The sequence below is a fragment of the Modicisalibacter coralii genome, from assembly GCF_004117855.1.
Lineage (GTDB): Bacteria > Pseudomonadota > Gammaproteobacteria > Pseudomonadales > Halomonadaceae > Modicisalibacter > Modicisalibacter coralii.
Window position 1 is genome coordinate 1 of record NZ_QWBW01000038.1, and the last position, 16,143, is coordinate 16,143.

The 16,143-nt window shown below is 67.9% G+C and carries 12 protein-coding genes; 8 read left to right on the top strand and 4 right to left on the bottom strand.

Annotation, left to right across the window (positions count from 1 at the left end):
• The 3 genes from D0901_RS17950 to D0901_RS17960 form a co-directional block, all read left to right on the top strand.
• On the top strand, window positions 1–724 hold a 724-nt coding region (locus D0901_RS17950), incomplete at its 5' end, for an amino acid ABC transporter permease (protein ID WP_129141675.1).
• 1 nt (window position 725) lies between these two features.
• On the top strand, window positions 726–1,841 hold the full coding sequence (locus D0901_RS17955) for an amino acid ABC transporter permease (RefSeq protein ID WP_129141676.1): 1,116 nt from the start codon (window positions 726–728) through the stop codon (window positions 1,839–1,841).
• A gap of 66 nt (window positions 1,842–1,907) precedes the next feature.
• On the top strand, window positions 1,908–2,675 hold the full coding sequence (locus tag D0901_RS17960; RefSeq protein ID WP_275423170.1) for an amino acid ABC transporter ATP-binding protein: 768 nt from the start codon (window positions 1,908–1,910) through the stop codon (window positions 2,673–2,675).
• 51 nt (window positions 2,676–2,726) lie between these two features.
• Here the strand turns inward: D0901_RS17960 and D0901_RS17965 are convergent, their stop codons facing one another.
• The 4 genes from D0901_RS17965 to fdhF all read right to left on the bottom strand — a co-directional run bounded on the left by D0901_RS17965 (window position 2,727) and on the right by fdhF (window position 7,946).
• Window positions 2,727–3,656, bottom strand: a complete 930-nt coding sequence (locus D0901_RS17965; protein WP_129141677.1) for an AEC family transporter — start codon at window positions 3,654–3,656, stop codon at window positions 2,727–2,729.
• Window positions 3,657–3,786: 130 nt separating this feature from the next.
• On the bottom strand, window positions 3,787–4,293 hold the full coding sequence (locus D0901_RS17970; protein WP_129141678.1) for a hypothetical protein: 507 nt from the start codon (window positions 4,291–4,293) through the stop codon (window positions 3,787–3,789).
• A gap of 123 nt (window positions 4,294–4,416) precedes the next feature.
• Entirely contained in the window at window positions 4,417–4,968 is a 552-nt protein-coding gene (locus D0901_RS17975) for a helical membrane plugin domain-containing protein (protein WP_129141679.1), read from the bottom strand.
• Window positions 4,968–7,946 carry a formate dehydrogenase subunit alpha gene (fdhF, locus tag D0901_RS17980; RefSeq protein ID WP_129141680.1) on the bottom strand — a complete coding sequence of 993 codons (2,979 nt, stop codon included), beginning with the start codon at window positions 7,944–7,946 and terminating at the stop codon, window positions 4,968–4,970. The genes D0901_RS17975 and fdhF overlap by 1 nt, the downstream gene beginning before the upstream one ends.
• Before the next feature lie 203 nt (window positions 7,947–8,149).
• Between fdhF and D0901_RS17985 the strand changes: the two genes are divergently transcribed.
• The 5 genes from D0901_RS17985 (at window position 8,150) to D0901_RS18005 (ending at window position 16,138) form a co-directional block, all read left to right on the top strand.
• Window positions 8,150–8,812: a response regulator transcription factor gene (locus D0901_RS17985; protein WP_129141681.1), complete on the top strand. Its 663-nt coding sequence runs from the start codon at window positions 8,150–8,152 to the stop codon at window positions 8,810–8,812.
• An 83-nt stretch (window positions 8,813–8,895) separates the two neighbouring features.
• Window positions 8,896–9,327 carry a host attachment protein gene (locus tag D0901_RS17990; RefSeq protein WP_129141682.1) on the top strand — a complete coding sequence of 144 codons (432 nt, stop codon included), beginning with the start codon at window positions 8,896–8,898 and terminating at the stop codon, window positions 9,325–9,327.
• Between the two features lie 215 nt (window positions 9,328–9,542).
• Window positions 9,543–11,420, top strand: a complete 1,878-nt coding sequence (locus tag D0901_RS17995) for a methyl-accepting chemotaxis protein (RefSeq protein ID WP_129141683.1) — start codon at window positions 9,543–9,545, stop codon at window positions 11,418–11,420.
• A complete protein-coding gene (locus tag D0901_RS18000) occupies window positions 11,410–13,545 on the top strand; it encodes a methyl-accepting chemotaxis protein (RefSeq protein WP_129141684.1) in 2,136 nt (711 codons plus the stop codon). Before D0901_RS17995 ends, D0901_RS18000 begins: the two co-directional genes overlap by 11 nt.
• A 457-nt stretch (window positions 13,546–14,002) precedes the next feature.
• Window positions 14,003–16,138 (top strand): methyl-accepting chemotaxis protein, encoded by a 2,136-nt coding sequence (locus D0901_RS18005; protein WP_129141685.1) that lies wholly within the window; start codon window positions 14,003–14,005, stop codon window positions 16,136–16,138.
• The last annotated feature ends 5 nt before the right edge of the window (window positions 16,139–16,143 follow it).

Genomic DNA, 16,143 nt, shown 5'->3' on the forward strand with positions numbered 1-16,143 from the left:
GCCGCGCCAGAGCCTGTCGCTGTTCGACAGCATCTTCTTCAACGTGCGCGGCCTGGTGGTGCCGGCCCCCGAGGCGTTGCCGGGGTTCGCCGCCACGCCCTGGGCGCTGGCGGTCGCGGTGGTCCTCACCGTGGCGCTGACGATCTTCGCCCGTCGCCGCCAGGCGGCCACCGGCAAGGCGCTGCCGATGTATCGGATCGGTGCCGCCCTGGTCGTCGGTCTGCCGTTGATCGTGTTTCTGGCCAGTGGTTCGCCGCTGGCGTGGTCGATACCCGAGCTCAAGGGCTTCAACTTCCGTGGCGGCATCAACATCATGCCCGAGCTGATGGCGCTGTGGCTGGCGCTGTCGATCTACACCGCCGCGTTCATCGCCGAGATCGTGCGCTCGGGCATCCAGTCGGTCCCCCACGGCCAGACCGAGGCGTCGCGCTCGCTGAGCCTGCCCGGCGGCATCACCCTGCGCAAGATCGTCATCCCCCAGGCGATGCGGGTGATCGTCCCGCAACTGACCAGCCAGTACCTGAACCTGATCAAGAACTCGTCGCTGGCCACGGCGATCGGCTACCCCGACATCGTCGCGGTGTTCGCCGGCACCACGCTCAACCAGACCGGCCAGGCGATCGAGATCATCGCCATGACCATGGCCGTCTATCTGGTGATCAGCCTGCTGGTGTCGCTGCTGATGAACCTCTACAACGCGCGCACGCTGCTCAAGGAGCGTTGACATGGCCTCGTCACCGACACCCGTCCGTACCCAGATGATCGAGGCCCGCGAGCCCCCCGACCAGCGCCGCGGCGTACTCGGCTGGCTGCGTGCCAACCTGTTCTCCGGGCCGCTCAACTCGCTCGTCTCGATCGTTACCATTGCGCTCCTGGTGCGGCTGCTGTGGCCCTTCCTGGAATGGAGCCTGTTCGACGCCGACTGGCTCGGCTCGAGTCGCGACGCCTGCAGTGGCGATGGCGCCTGCTGGGTGTTCATCTCGGCGCGCTTCGAGTCGATCGTCTACGGCTTCTATCCCGAGGCGGCGCGCTGGCGCGTGGATCTCGTCTTCGCGATGCTGGCCGTGCTGATCGCCTGGCTGGCGCTCCCCCGCCTGCCGGCCAAGCCGTGGGTGGGGCTGTTCGCGCTGGTCGGCTTCCCGGTGATCGCCTACTTCCTGCTGGTGGGTGGCCACTTCGGCCTGATGGACGTGCCCACCCGCGAATGGGGCGGGCTGATGCTGACCCTCACGGTGGCCGTGGTGGGCATCGTCGGCTCGTTGCCGATCGGTGTGCTGCTGGCGCTGGGGCGGCGTTCGACGATGCCGCTGGTCAAGGGCGTGAGCGTGATCTTCATCGAGTTCTGGCGCGGCGTGCCGCTGATCACCGTGCTGTTCATGGCCTCGGTGATGCTGCCGCTGTTCGTGCCCTCGGAGATCGAGTTCGACAAGCTGCTGCGTGCGCTGATCGGCATCATGTTCTTCTGGAGCGCCTACATGGCCGAAGTGGTACGCGGCGGCCTGCAGGCGATCGACAAGGGCCAGAACGAGGCCGGCCAGGCCCTGGGGCTGAGCTACTGGCAGCGCATGGGGCTGATCATCCTGCCCCAGGCGCTCAAGCTGGTGATCCCGGGCATCGTCAACACCTTCATCTCGCTGTTCAAGGACACCTCGCTGGTGCTGATCATCGGCCTGTTCGATCTGCTGGCGATCATCCGCGCCGGCCTGACCGACACCGACTGGCTGGGCTTCGCGATGGAGGGTTACGTGTTCGCCGCGCTGGTCTACTGGGTCTTCTGCTTCAGCATGTCGCGCTACAGCCAGTACATCGAGCGCCGGCTGCATACCGGCCACAAGCGGTGACATCCACAACCACAACCGCCGCTCGTGGCCCGCTGGCGACGAGCGCAGGACCCTCAGGAAACTGCCATGAGTGAAGCCTCCGCCCCCCGGCACGACAGCGAGCCGATGATCGAGATCAAGCGGCTCAACAAGTGGTACGGTGATTTTCACGTGCTGCGCGACATCGACCTTAGCGTCGCGCGCGGCGAACGCATCGTCATCTGCGGCCCCTCCGGGTCGGGCAAGTCGACGATGATCCGCTGCATCAATCATCTCGAGGCGCACCAGCAGGGCGAGATCGTCGTCGGCGGCGTGACCATGACCCAGGACATCAAGCGCATCGAGCAGATTCGCCGTCAGGTGGGCATGGTGTTCCAGCACTTCAACCTGTTCCCCCACCTCACGGTGCTCGAGAACTGCTGCCTGTCGCAGATCTGGGTGCAGAAGAAGCCGCGCCGCGAGGCCGAGAAGACCGCCATGGAATTCCTCGACCGGGTGCAGATCGCCAATCAGGCGAAGAAGTACCCGGGCCAGCTCTCCGGCGGGCAGCAGCAGCGCGTGGCGATCGCCCGGGCGCTGTGCATGCGCCCGGAGGTGATGCTCTTCGACGAGCCGACCTCGGCGCTCGACCCGGAGATGATCAAGGAAGTGCTCGACGTGATGGTCGAACTGGCCCGCGAGGGCATGACCATGCTTTGCGTGACCCACGAGATGGGCTTCGCCAAGACGGTCGCCGACCGGGTGATCTTCATGGACCAGGGTCAGATCATCGAGCAGGCGCCGCCGGAGAGGTTCTTCAACGAGCCGCGTTCCGAGCGCACCCGGACCTTCCTCAGCCAGATTCTCGGTCACTGACCGGGAAGGGCGCGACCGGGGCGTGACGCGCGATGCCGTCACGCCCCGCCGTCATCCCTGGATCAGGTACAGGCACAGCGACAGGGTGACCAGCGAGCCCAGCGTCGACAGCAGCACCGTGCGCGAGACCACCGCCGCCTCGCGCCGGTAGAACTCCGCGAGCATGAAGGGGCCGGTACCGGTCGGCAGGGCGCTCATCAGCAGCGCCGACTGTGCCCACAGCGGCGGCAGGGAGAATACCTGATAGGCAAGCACCCAGGTGATCAAGGGGTGCACGAACAGCTTGAGGCCCACCAGCCCCAGGGTGCCCTGCGTCGACCCCGATTGCTTCTGGGCCAGGAACAGCCCCAGCGACACCAGCGCGCACGGCGTCGTCGCATCGCCGAGCAGGCGCAGGAAGGCGTCCAGGGCATGCGGCAGGTCCTGCCCGGAAAGCGCCCCCAGCGCCCCCAGCAGCGGCGACACCACCAGCGGATTCCTGGCCAGTGCCCTGGCCACCTTGAGCACCGCGTGGGAGGGGGACCGTTCGGCCTGCAGGCCGACCTCGATGCAGATCACGGCGATGGCGAACAGCACGCAGGCGACGAACAGCGTGGCGATCAGCGCCGGTTCCAGCCCGGCTTCGCCGAGCACCAGCAGGCTCAGTGGAATGCCCACGTAACCGGTGTTGGCGTAGGCCGCGCCGAGCCCGTCGATGCTGGCATCCGCCAGATGGCGCGACCCGCGCAGCCGATAGATCAGGGTGGCGACGAACACCGTGAGCGTGCCGATGGCGACCACCGCGAGGAATTGCGGGTGCCAGATCTCGGCCCAGGTCGCCGTGGCGGTGGCGCGGAACAGCAGCGCCGGCAGGCACAGCCAGACCACGAAGCGGTTGAGCTCGGAGGCGGCGGTCTCGCCCAGCCGGCCCGTCCTGCGGCAGAGATAACCGATCAGGATCAGCCCGAAGATGGGCAGGATGACATTGACGACCGACGACATTGGCTAGGGGTTCCCGTCCGGCGAAGCGGGGACCACGCCCGGTGGCACGCCGCCCCGCCTGTGAAGCGAGGCACTAGCCTAAGGTGATTCGCGGGAAGCGTCCAATGCTCGCCGCGCACAAGTCAGGCCCCTAGAGGCTGGGCTCCTGGCGCTGCTTGCCCGATGCCGCCACGGCCTCGCGAGCGTCGCCGGCGACGCCGGGCTCGGTGGTGCTGTGCAGGCGGGTCTTGAGCGACTGGCGGGGCCGGGTGACCCGGGCCTCGCCCACGGCTTCTTCCGAGATGACCGGCGAGATGTCGTTGACCCAGCGGCGCTCGGGATCGTGGACGGCGGGACGGCGATCGTAGGCGCGTGTCATCACCGCGCCCGGCGAGTCGGCGTTGCGCAGCCCGGCCAGGTGGTACGGCAGCATCAGCAACTCGGCGAGCAGGCGCATGCCCACCAGGCTCAGCAGCCAGATGCCGCCGCCCAGCGCCAGGGTCGGCCAGCTCGTCGTCCAGGCGCCACCGGTCAGCGGCGGGCTGTGGCGCGCCAGCCAGACCAGCCCGGCCACGAACAGCGCCAGTTGCATGACGACGTGGCAGAACACCAGGGTGCGCCGGGGCAGCGGGTGGCGCAGGAACAGGAAATTGCGCATCGTGGGCAGAGCCTCCATTCGGGTCGCAGCGGGGATGCAATGCGATGACGGCCGGCACTCCTTGCCGGTTAGTCAATACTAACATTGCCGCTGCGGCAGCGCTAAACCCACGAGGCGCGGCGTTTACCCAGACGAGTCCTCCAGTGGATCACGGCCGCTGCCGGCCCGTGCCGGCGGCACGTCGGCACCCGTCTCGGGGCCGGGGCGTGAACCGGTCGACACGGTCCCGGACTCCTGCAGCCCGCCGCTGAACGCCTTGAGCCCCTCCAGCAGCGGGCCCAGCGAGCGCCACAGTGCCTCGTCGTGGAGCAGATCCTTGACCCCCAGCACGCCCGGTGGCGGGTAGGCCTCGCTGGCCTCCTCCCGGGAGGCGGCGCTGACGCCGCGGGCGGCGGCGTCGATCCAGCGCTGGAGCTCCTCGGGCGGCACCCGGCCGAGCAGGCGCAGCAGCAGGTAGAGGTTGGCCCCGCCGCGCACGCCGGTGTCGCTGTCGAGTTCCTCGGCGAACAGGCGCGAGGTCTCGGGCAAGGCTTCGAGGAAGACATTGAGCGTGCGGAAGACCTGCCGCCGGTGCAGGTTCTCGATCAGCCGCTCGAGTTCATCGTGGGCGTCGGGCGCCGTCTTGCCGCCGAAGGCGCCGGCGGGCACCTGGTCGGGCTTGATTGCCTTGGCCATCAGAATCGCTCCGGGTCGGGTGAGGCATGGGGCGGGCGCTGGTAGTCGCTGCGCGCCCACTTGCGATCGACACCGATATCCTGGATCGGGATACGCTTGCCGTTGCGGTGGTTGTTGCGCGGCAGCGGCGAGGGGCCCTCGGTCTGGAGCACGTCCATCTTCACGGCGATCTCCTTGTAGGCCGGGGTGTCCACGGCGACATCGGCGTGATCGCCGGTCAGGCGATTGACGTTGCCTTCGCGGGTGTGCAGCGGCACGTACAGGCCGTGGCCGACCACGCGGTCGGTGACCAGCACGCGCAGTTCGATCTCGCCGCGCCGCGAGGTCAGCCGTACCAGGCTGCCGGTCTCGACACCGCGCGCCCGGGCCAGGTCGGGGCTGACCTCGACGAAGACCTCCGCGAGCTTGTCGTTGATCCTTCCCGCGCCGGTCAGGTTGCCCTCGTGGAAGTGCTCGAGCACGCGGCCGTTGTTGAGATGCAAATCGTACTCGGCGTCGATGCGCTCGGGCGAGTCGTGCCATTCGACCGGATGGAAGCGCGCCATGCCGTCGTCGAAGTGGAAGTCGAGGTCGGCGTAGAGCCGCGGGGTGTCGGTGCCGTCGGCGGCCACCGGCCACTGCAGCGACTGCCAGCCTTCCAGTCTCGCGTAGCTGACCCCGGCGAACAGCGGGCTGAGGCGGGCCACCTCGTCCATGATCTCGGCGGGGTGGGCATAGTGCCAGGGGTGCCCCAGGCGGCGCCCCAGGTCGGCGAGGATCGCCCAGTCGGGGCGCGCGTTGCCGAGCGGCTCCATGACCTGATAGAGGCGCTGGATGCGCCGTTCGGTGTTGACGAAGGTGCCCTCCTTCTCGACGCTCGGCGCCGCCGGCAGCACCACGTCGGCGTACTCGGCGGTACGCGAGAAGAAGATGTCCTGCACCACCATGAATTCGAGCCGGCCGAAGTTCTCGCGCACGTGGTTGGCGTTGGCGTCGACCAGCGCGCTCTCCTCGCCGATGATGTACATCGCCTTGAGCTTGCCCTCGCTGACCGCGTCGATCATCGAGTGATTGTTGAAACCGGCCTTCTCCGGCAGCCAGTCGACGCCCCAGCCCTGACGCCAGTGCTCGCGGGCCTCGGCATCCTCGACCGACTGATAGCCGGGGAAGATGTTGCACAGCGAGCCGAAGTCGCTGGCGCCCTGGACGTTGTTGTGGCCGCGCATCGGATAGCCGCCGGTGCCGGGGCGGCCGTAGTTGCCGGTGACCAGCAACAGGTTGGAGATCGCCGTGCTGGTGTCGGAACCGTAGGTGTGCTGGGTCACGCCCATCGCCCACAGGCCGCAGACCCGCTCGGCGCGACCGATGCGTTCGGCGGCCTCGATGATCGATTCCTCGCTGAGATGGGTGATCTCGGCGGCGTAGCCGACGGTGAACGGCTCCAGCGAGCGGCGGTACTCCTCGAAGCCGTGAACGTGAGCGTCGATGAACTCGCGATCGGCGTAACCGTGGTCGATCAGATAGCGGGTCACCGCGCACAGCCACACCAGGTCGGTGCTGTTGCGCGGTTGCAGGAACAGGTCGGCACGCTCGGCCATCTCGTGGCGGCGTACGTCGGCGACGATGTGCTGCTGGCCGTGATGCTTCTGGGCGCGCTTGAGCGAGGAGGCGATCACCGGGTGGTTCTCGGCGGTGTTGGTGCCGACCATCAGGATCAGGTCGGCCATTTCCAGATCGCTGATGCTGCCCGAGTCGCCGCCGTAGCCGACGGTGCGGAACAGGCCGGTGGTGGCCGGGTTCTGGCAGTAGCGCGAGCAGTTGTCGACGTTGTTGGTGCCGAACACCGCCCGGGCCAGCTTCTGGGTCAGGTAGGACTCCTCGTTGGTGCACTTGCTCGAGGCGACGAAGGCCAGCGAGTCCCGGCCGTGGTTCTCGCTGATCTCGCCGAGGCGGCGCGCCACCAGGTCGAGCGCCTCGTCCCAACTGGCTTCGCGGAAGTGCTCGTCCTCGCGGATCAGCGGTTGGGTCAGGCGCTTGTCGCTGTTGACGAAGTCCCAGCCGAACTTGCCCTTGATGCAGGTCTTGATGCCGTTGGCCGGGCCGTGCTCGGTGGGCTGGACCTTGAGGATCTCGCGACCGCGAGTCCACATCTCGAACGAGCAGCCAACCCCGCAGTAGGTGCATACCGTCTTGGTGCGCTGGATGTCGGCGTGACGCTGGGTGGCGTCGACTTCCGACATGGCGAAGATCGGCCCGAAGCCGGTCACCGGCTCGAGGCGCTTGACGGCGTCGGTGAGCGGGCGCTTGACGTCCCACGACATCGCCGTCAGCGGCCCCGCCTCGCCGTGCATGGAATTCTCCATCAGCGCGTTGCAGGGGCAGGCGGTAACGCACTGGCCGCAGGACACGCAGCTCGATTCGTCGGCGACCTCGCCGCCGTCCCACAGCACGCGCGGATGCTCGCGCTCCCAGTCGATGGTCAGCGTCTCGTTGACCTCGAGGTTCTGGCAGGCCTCGACGCAGCGCCCACAGAGGATGCACTGGTCGGGATCGTAGGTATAGAAGGGGTGCGAGGTGTCCTTGGCGTAGGGCTTGGGCTCGTAGGGGTAGCGCTGGTTGGGCACCTGCATGTCGCGCACGGTGTTGTGCACCTCGCAGTTGCCGTTGTTGTTCTCGCACACCGAGCAGTAGAGCTCGTGGCGCGCGATCACCCGGTCGATGCCTTCGTGGCGTGCCGCGTCGGCCTCGCGGGGCGACAGCTCGATGCTCAGCCCCTCCTCGGCGCGCAGCGTGCAGCCGCGGGTCAGGCCCGCGCCGGTGGCGACCCAGCAGGTATCGCAGGTTTCCAGCGGGCCGAGTTGCGGGTGATAGCAGAGGTGGGGCAGGTCGATGTGATGGCGTTCCAGGCAGGCGATCAGCGGTTCGCCCGGGGTGGCCTGGATCGCCTGGCCGTCGACGTGGATCGTGCAGCGCGTATCCGTTTGCGCTTCGTCGTGCATGGTGCTTGCTCCCTCTCAGAGAGACACGGTCGGGCCGGGCGCGAGCCGCCGGCCGAGTATCGTTAGCGGAATCCATTCGTCTGTTAAGTAAAGTGTCTCGCGGCGGATATCGCCATAGGGGAAAACCCCTAGCCCGGCGACTACGCTGAGCATGACGCGGCTGCGGCCGCGTCTCGCCACGGACGGCAACCCGCGGAGGCTCCATGCAGGACACGCCCACGATTCACCTCGTCGACAACGGCTCGGCCCGGGCAGCGCACGACTGGGCCCGCCACCTGCCCTGGCCGGTGCAACGCTATGCCGGCGGGCGCGAGTTCCTTGCCGTCTGGGCCCGGACGCTCGCCGATGCGTCGTGTCGCACGCCGGGTTGTGTGGTCAGCGAGTTGCGCCTGCCGAGCATGGATGGCGTGGCGTTTCAGCAGCGCCTCGCGGCGCACGGCGACCCGCCCCCCGTGGTGTTTCTCGCCGGCGAGGCCGATGCCGTGCTGGGGCTGAGGGCGATGCGTGCCGGAGCGGCCGATGTCCTGCTGCGGCCGTTGGCGGCCGGGGAACTCCGCGAGCGGGTGAACTGGGCGACCCGGGGTGATCTCGCCCGGTGTCGGGCGCGTCGCCAGCGCTTGGACGTGGGCGAGCGATTCGCGCGGCTGACGCCACGTGAACGCGAGGTGCTCGACGGCGTCGTCGACGGTGCGACCAGCAAGGCGATCGCCGCGGAACTGGGGATCAGCCCCAAGACCGTCGAGCTGCATCGTGCCCGGATCATGACCAAGCTGGAGGTCGATTCACTGGCGTGCCTGGTGCGCCTCTGGCTGGTCGTCCGTGAAGGCGAGCCGGCCGCCGGGCCGGGGCGGGCATGGCGACGTTGATCGGCGGGGCGGGATCGCCCATCCTGAAGGGGCGACCGAGGATGGGTCGACGCGCAAATGTGCCACAGGAATAAGGAGACTCCATGACCACTTACATCGTTGCCACCGATGCGGCGCGTGCCCGTGTCTTTGCCTATGCAGCCGGTAAGATGAACGAGGTCGAGGACTTGTCCCACCCGGAGAGCCGCGAGCATACCGGCGATCTGCGCACCGGCGGCAAGGGCGAGTCCGGCGGCGGAGGCGGTGCCAATCTTCGCCAGACCGGCAACGACGACGCCACGTCCGACAAGCATGCGATGTTCTTCGCCAAGGAGGTCGCCGGCTATCTCAAGGATGCGCGCTCCCAGGGCAAGGCGGACAGTTTCGTGATCATCGCCGAGCCCAGGTTCCTCGGGCTGCTGCGCGACAAGATGGACTCCAACACCCGCGACATGGTGGTCAGGGAGCTCGACAAGGACCTCTCCAAGGCCTCCAAGGAGAAGATCGCCGAGGCGCTGGGCAAGCCCTACGCCTGATCCCACCCCACCCTCGACGACCATCGCAACGCCGCCCCGCCATCCGGGACGGCGTTTTTCTGCGTGCCCGGTTCGTCCTTGATCCCGGGCAACGTTTCGGGAATCGCCACTCAAGTTGTCTTGACAGCAGCCGATATGGCCCATAAGCGCCGCACACGAAGACGGCGCGCCCTATCGATGATCGATCGACCCAAGCCCTGAGTGAGATTTCCGACATGCTGTCCTCCCTGAAACGCCGCATTCAGGTGGCCTGCGTGGCCATCATTGCCGTGGCCATGCTGCTGGTCGCGGGTACCAGCTATTTCACCGTGCGCAGTCATTACGAAAACGCCATCGGCAAGAGCCTGGCGGCGACCGCCGAGGGCGGCCGCGATACCATCGAAGTCTGGATCGACGATCGTCGTCGCATGATCGAGGCGGCCCGCAAGCCGGTCGCCGAGGGCGATCCGCTGCCGGCCCTGATCCAGCTCGCCGAATCGGGGGGCTTCATCGCGGCGTATGTCGGCAAGACCGACGGCAGCATCGTCATGTCCGATGGCTGGGTGCCGCCCGACGATTTCGATCCCCGCCAGCGTGGCTGGTATCGGGATGCCGTGGCGCACGGCGGGACGATCGTTTCCAAGCCCTTCATCGATGCCAATTCCGGCAAGCCGGCGGTGTCGTTCGCCACGCCGGTGAAGCGTGACGGCAAGCTCTGGGGAGTGATCGGCGGCGATGTGGCGATCGCGACCATCGTCGACACGGTGGCGGCGATCCGGCCCACGCCCTCAAGCTTCGCCTTCCTGAGCACCGATGACACCCTGATCGCCCATCCCGACGAGGCACTGACCCTCGAACCGCTCTCGGCGCTGAGCGCGGGACTCACCGCCAGCGACATGAATGCCCTGGCCGACCAGCCCGGCTGGCAGCCGGTCACGATCGGCGACGCCGCCCAGCGACTCGAGGTCGTGCCGATCGCCGGTACCGACTGGCGACTCGCCGTGGCGCTCGACGAACGCGAGGCGACGGCCGGGCTGCGCGCGATCATCCGCTCCGCACTGGTCACGCTGGTGATCGTCACGCTGATCGCCGCGGTCCTGCTGGGCCTGTGGCTGAGGCGCGCCTTCGGCGGCCTGGAGCGCGTGCGCGACGCGCTGGAGGACATCGCCTCCGGCAGCGGCGATCTGACCCGCCGGCTGCCGGTTCATGGGCGCGACGAGGTGGCGCAGATCGCCGATGGCTTCAACCACTTCGTCGACAAGCTCGAGGGCGTGCTGATCGAGGTGCGCGACAGCAGCGACTCGGTGCGGGTGGCCTCGGCCGAGATCGCCACCGGCAGCCAGGATCTCTCCGCGCGGACCGAGTCCGCGGCGTCGAGCATCCAGGAATCGTCGGCGTCGATGGAAGAGCTGACCAGCACCGTCGAGCACACCGCCGACTCGGCGCGCCAGGCCGATCAACTGGCCGCCTCGGCCTCCGACGTCGCCACCCGCGGCGGTCAGGTGGTGAGTGAGGTGGTACAGACCATGGACGAGATCGAGGCCTCGTCGCGGCAGATCGCCGAGATCGTCACGCTGATGGACGGTATCGCCTTCCAGACCAACCTGCTGGCGCTCAACGCCTCGGTGGAGGCGGCCCGGGCCGGCGAGCAGGGTCGCGGCTTCGCGGTGGTCGCCGGCGAGGTGCGTCAGCTGGCCAGCCGCAGCGCCGATGCCTCCCGCCAGATCAAGGAACTGATCGACGCCTCCACCGCCAAGACCCGCAGCGGCGCCGAACGGGTGCGCACCGCCGGGACGACCATGGACGAGATCGTGGCGAGCGTGACGCGGGTCACCGACGTGCTGAGCGAGATCAACGCCGCGACCCGCGAGCAGAGCCAGGGCATCGGCCAGGTCAACCAGGCGGTCGCCGATCTCGACCGCATGACCCAGCAGAACGCGGCGATGGTCGAGCAGACCGCCACCGCCGCCGAGGAGCTCAAGGCCCAGGCCCAGCGACTCGCCGAGGCGGTGGGTTCCTTCACGTTGACGCGGCGCACCCGGACGGCAGAGCCACTGCCGGCAGCGCCCGCCGCCGCCAACACCGCCCGGAGAGAGCCGGACTATGCAATTTAAATCCGTACGTACGCTGGTCACGACGCTCGTCGGCAGTTGCATCCTGCTCGTTGTGGTGGCCCTGGTGGGCTATTCGATGTTCGCCAATTCCCGCAATCAGGCGCTGGTGGACGCGCAGACGAGCGATCTGCTCGAGACGAGTATCGCCGAGCGGCTCGAGGCGGTGGCCTCCGACCAGGCGACGCGCATTCAGTCCAGGCTGGAACACGCCATGACGCTGGCGCGCAACCTGGCGTCGTTGAATGCGATGATGGCGAAACCCGATGCGGGCGGCCCGGCGCCGCTGACGCTCAGCCGCGACGAGCTCTCGGAGGTGGTGCGTCAGATGGTGGTCGACAACCCCGAACTGCTCGACGCCTTCATCGGCTGGGAGCCCGACGCCTTCGGCCACGATGCGCTCTACACCGGACGCGAGGACCAGGGATACGGCCCCGATGGGCGTTTCATGCCCTGGTGGTATCGCACCAAGAGCGGCGATATCGAGGTCCTGGCGCTGGGCAGTGGCATGGAGAGTCAGGAGCGCGACGACTCGGGCATCCGCCAGGGGGAGTACTACCTGTGCCCCAAGGAGACCCGGCGTAGCTGTATCGTCGATCCCCACCTCTACGACTACAACGGCAAGATGCTGCTGGTCACCTCGTTCAACGCGCCGATCCTGGTCGATGGCGAGTTTCGCGGCAGCGCCGGTGTCGATCTCGCCGTCGATTTCATCCAGGGGCTGTTGGGTCAGGCCAACGCCTCTCTCTACGAGGGGGCCGGCGAAATGGCGCTGATCGCCCCGCGCGGCGGCATCACGGCCTTTACCGGGCACGACGACGCCCTGGGCAAGCCGATGGCCGGCGCGCTCGACGAGGCGGCCGTGTCACGGGTCCAGCAGGCCCAGTCCGGCGACTCGGTGTATACCACGACCGACGGCGATGTGGTGCTCTACTGGCCATTCGAGGTCGCCGGGATCGACAAGTCCTGGGTACTGATGGTGCGGCTGCCGCAGAGCGCCGTCATGGCCGGCTTGAACGACCTGCAGATGCAGCTCGACACACAGCGTCACGCCTCCATGCTGGGCATGATCGCCGTCGGTTTGGCGATCGCCGGGGCCGGCCTGCTGGCCAGTTGGCTGCTCGGCGGGCGCATCGCGCGGCCGTTGCGCCAGTTGGCCGAACGCATGCGCGACATCGCCTCGGGCGGCGGCGATCTGACCCAGCGACTCCCGGTGCGGGGGCGTGACGAGACCGCCGATGTGGCCACCCAGTTCAATGCCTTCGCCGAGAAGATGCACGACGTGCTGGTCGAGGTTCGCGACAGCAGCGACTCGGTGCGGGTGGCCTCGGCCGAGATCGCCACCGGCAGCCAGGATCTCTCCGCACGGACCGAGTCCGCGGCGTCGAGCATCCAGGAATCGTCGGCGTCGATGGAAGAGCTGACCAGCACCGTCGAGCACACCGCCGACTCGGCGCGCCAGGCCGATCAACTGGCCGCCTCGGCGTCCGATGTCGCCTCCCGCGGCGGACAGGTGGTGAGTGAGGTGGTACAGACCATGGACGAGATCGAGGCCTCGTCGCGGCAGATCGCCGAGATCGTCACGCTGATGGACGGCATCGCCTTCCAGACCAACCTGCTGGCGCTCAACGCCTCGGTGGAGGCGGCCCGGGCCGGCGAGCAGGGTCGCGGCTTCGCGGTGGTCGCCGGCGAGGTGCGTCAGCTGGCCAGCCGCAGCGCCGACGCCTCCCGCCAGATCAAGGAACTGATCGATGCCTCCAGCGCCAAGACCCGCAGCGGCGCCGAACGGGTGCGCACCGCCGGGACGACCATGGACGAGATCGTGGCGAGCGTGGCGCGGGTCACCGACGTGCTGAGCGAGATCAACGCCGCGACCCGCGAGCAGAGTCAGGGCATCGGCCAGGTCAACCAGGCGGTCGCCGATCTCGACCGCATGACCCAGCAGAACGCCGCGATGGTCGAGCAGACCGCCACCGCCGCCGAGGAGCTCAAGGCCCAGGCCCAGCGTCTCGCCGAGGTGGTGGGCACCTTCACCCTGCGCCGGCGCGGCGAGGCGCCGGCCCCTTATGCCTTGACGTCGGGGAAAGTGGCACATGCCCGCAGCCTTTCGGACATCGAACCGGCCTGATGCAAAGAGGCCGTCGTCTGGCCAGCGACACTGGGCCGGTAGGGCACCCGCAACCCTCTCCAATGCCTTTGTCAGAAAATCGCCGAGGCATTGGAGGGCCCCTGTGCCTGCCGATGGTCGCCAAGACAGCATGCGGCCATTCGGGGCGGCGTTTTCTCGTCCAGGCCCTGAGGTTCCAGCCAAGAGTGTCTACTTGAAATTTCAAGTATTGATGCGTGCCGCCGATAACGACCACGGAGGAATGCTCCCCGGCAGCACCTGCCGACTCTCATATCCACAATGATAAGCGAGTACAAGACATGCAGATTCCCCTGAACTTCCGCTTCTGCCTCGTCGGAGCGGCCAGCATTGCCAGCGCTCTTGGTCGTTGGCTGCCCGTTGATGACACTGGATCTCAGGCCATGCCTCGGCAGGGGGCGATCGAGTGCTTCCCGGCCATTGCGGGGGAGGCGTGACGATGCACTTCAAGTCCTTGCGAACCTTTGTGACGCTGCTCGCCGGCGCCTGCATCCTGACCGTCGTCGTGGCGTTGGTCGTTTATTCGCTGTTCGCCAGCTCGCGCTCCCAGTCACTGGTAGAGAACCAGACCCGCGGACTGCTCGAACGCAGTATCGGTGCGCGGCTCGCCGCCACCGCCGAGTCACAGGCCGAGCGCATAAAGGGGCGCCTGGAGAGGGCCTTCGATCAGGCCCGCAATCTCTCCGAAATCAACACCATGCTGGGGCAGCAAGATGACGAGGGCCGACAGCGGTTATATCTGAGTCGGCGCGAGGTCTCTTACTTGGTGCGCCAGACTGTGGTCGACAACCCCATGCTTAGTGACGCCTATATCGGCTGGGAGCCCGACGCCTTCGGCAGCGATTCCTATTATGCCGGTGTCGAAGGGCTCGGCTACGGGGAGGATGGGCGCTTCAAGCCGGTGTGGTATCGCACCGACGACGGTGATGTGAACGTCATGCCGATGGGCGATGAGCTGGAAAGTGAAACCGTCCTCTCCAACGGTTTGCGTGAAGGGGAATACTATCTGTGCCCGCGCGAGACCCTGAAGCCATGCAGCTCGGACCCGGCGCGTTACGAAGCCGGCGGCGAGACGAGGATGCTGACTTCGTTCGATGTACCTGTGATCGTCGATGGCGAGTTTCGCGGCAGCGCCGGTGTCGATATTGGTGTGGACTTCATCCAGCAACTGCTGGGTACGGCCAATCAGTCCCTCTACGACGGGGCCGGCGAGATGGCGCTGATCGCCCCGCGCGGCGGCATCACGGCCTTTACCGGCCATGACGAGGCCCTGGGCAAGCCGATGGCCGGCGCGCTCGAAGAAGCGTCCGTCGAACGGATTCGCCAGGCCCAGTCCGGCGACTCGGTGTATACCACGACCGACGGCAATATCTCCCTCTACTGGCCGTTCGAGGTCGCCGGGATCGACAAGCCCTGGGTACTGATGGTGCGGCTGCCGCAGAGCGTCGTGATGGCCGGGCTGAACGACCTGCAGATGCAGCTCGGCGCGCAGCGTCACGCCTCCATGCTGGGCATGATCGCCGTCGGTTTGGCGATCGCCGGGGCCGGCCTGCTGGCCAGCTGGTTGCTCGGCGGGCGCATCGCGCGGCCGTTGCGTCAGTTGGCCGAACGCATGCGCGACATCGCCTCGGGCGGCGGCGATCTGACCCAGCGACTCCCGGTGCGGGGGCGCGACGAGACCGCCGAACTCGCCACCCAGTTCAACGCCTTCGCCGAGAAGATGCACGACGTGCTGCTCGAGGTTCGCGACAGCAGCGACTCGGTACGGGTGGCCTCGGCCGAGATCGCCACCGGCAGCCAGGATCTCTCCGCGCGGACCGAGTCCGCGGCGTCGAGCATCCAGGAATCGTCGGCGTCGATGGAAGAGCTGACCAGCACCGTCGAGCACACCGCCGACTCGGCGCGCCAGGCCGATCAACTGGCCGCCTCGGCCTCCGATGTCGCCTCCCGCGGCGGACAGGTGGTGAGTGAGGTGGTACAGACCATGGACGAGATCGAGGCCTCGTCGCGGCAGATCGCCGAGATCGTCACGCTGATGGACGGCATCGCCTTCCAGACCAACCTGCTGGCGCTCAACGCCTCGGTGGAGGCGGCCCGGGCCGGCGAGCAGGGTCGCGGCTTCGCGGTGGTCGCCGGCGAGGTGCGTCAGCTGGCCAGCCGCAGCGCCGACGCCTCCCGCCAGATCAAGGAACTGATCGACGCCTCCACCGCCAAGACCCGCAGCGGCGCCGAACGGGTGCGTACCGCCGGGACGACCATGGACGAGATCGTGGCGAGCGTGGCGCGGGTCACCGACGTGCTGAGCGAGATCAACGCCGCGACCCGCGAGCAGAGTCAGGGCATCGGCCAGGTCAACCAGGCGGTCGCCGATCTCGATCGCATGACCCAGCAGAACGCCGCGATGGTCGAGCAGACCGCCACCGCCGCCGAGGAGCTCAAGGCTCAGGCGCAGCGCCTTGCCGACACGGTGGGTACCTTCACCCTGCGCCGGCGCGGCGAGGGGCCGGCGCCTTACGCCCTGACCGCGGGGCAGGCGACACGCGGTCGCGCCCTGCCGGAGCACGAGGCGGACTGACGCCG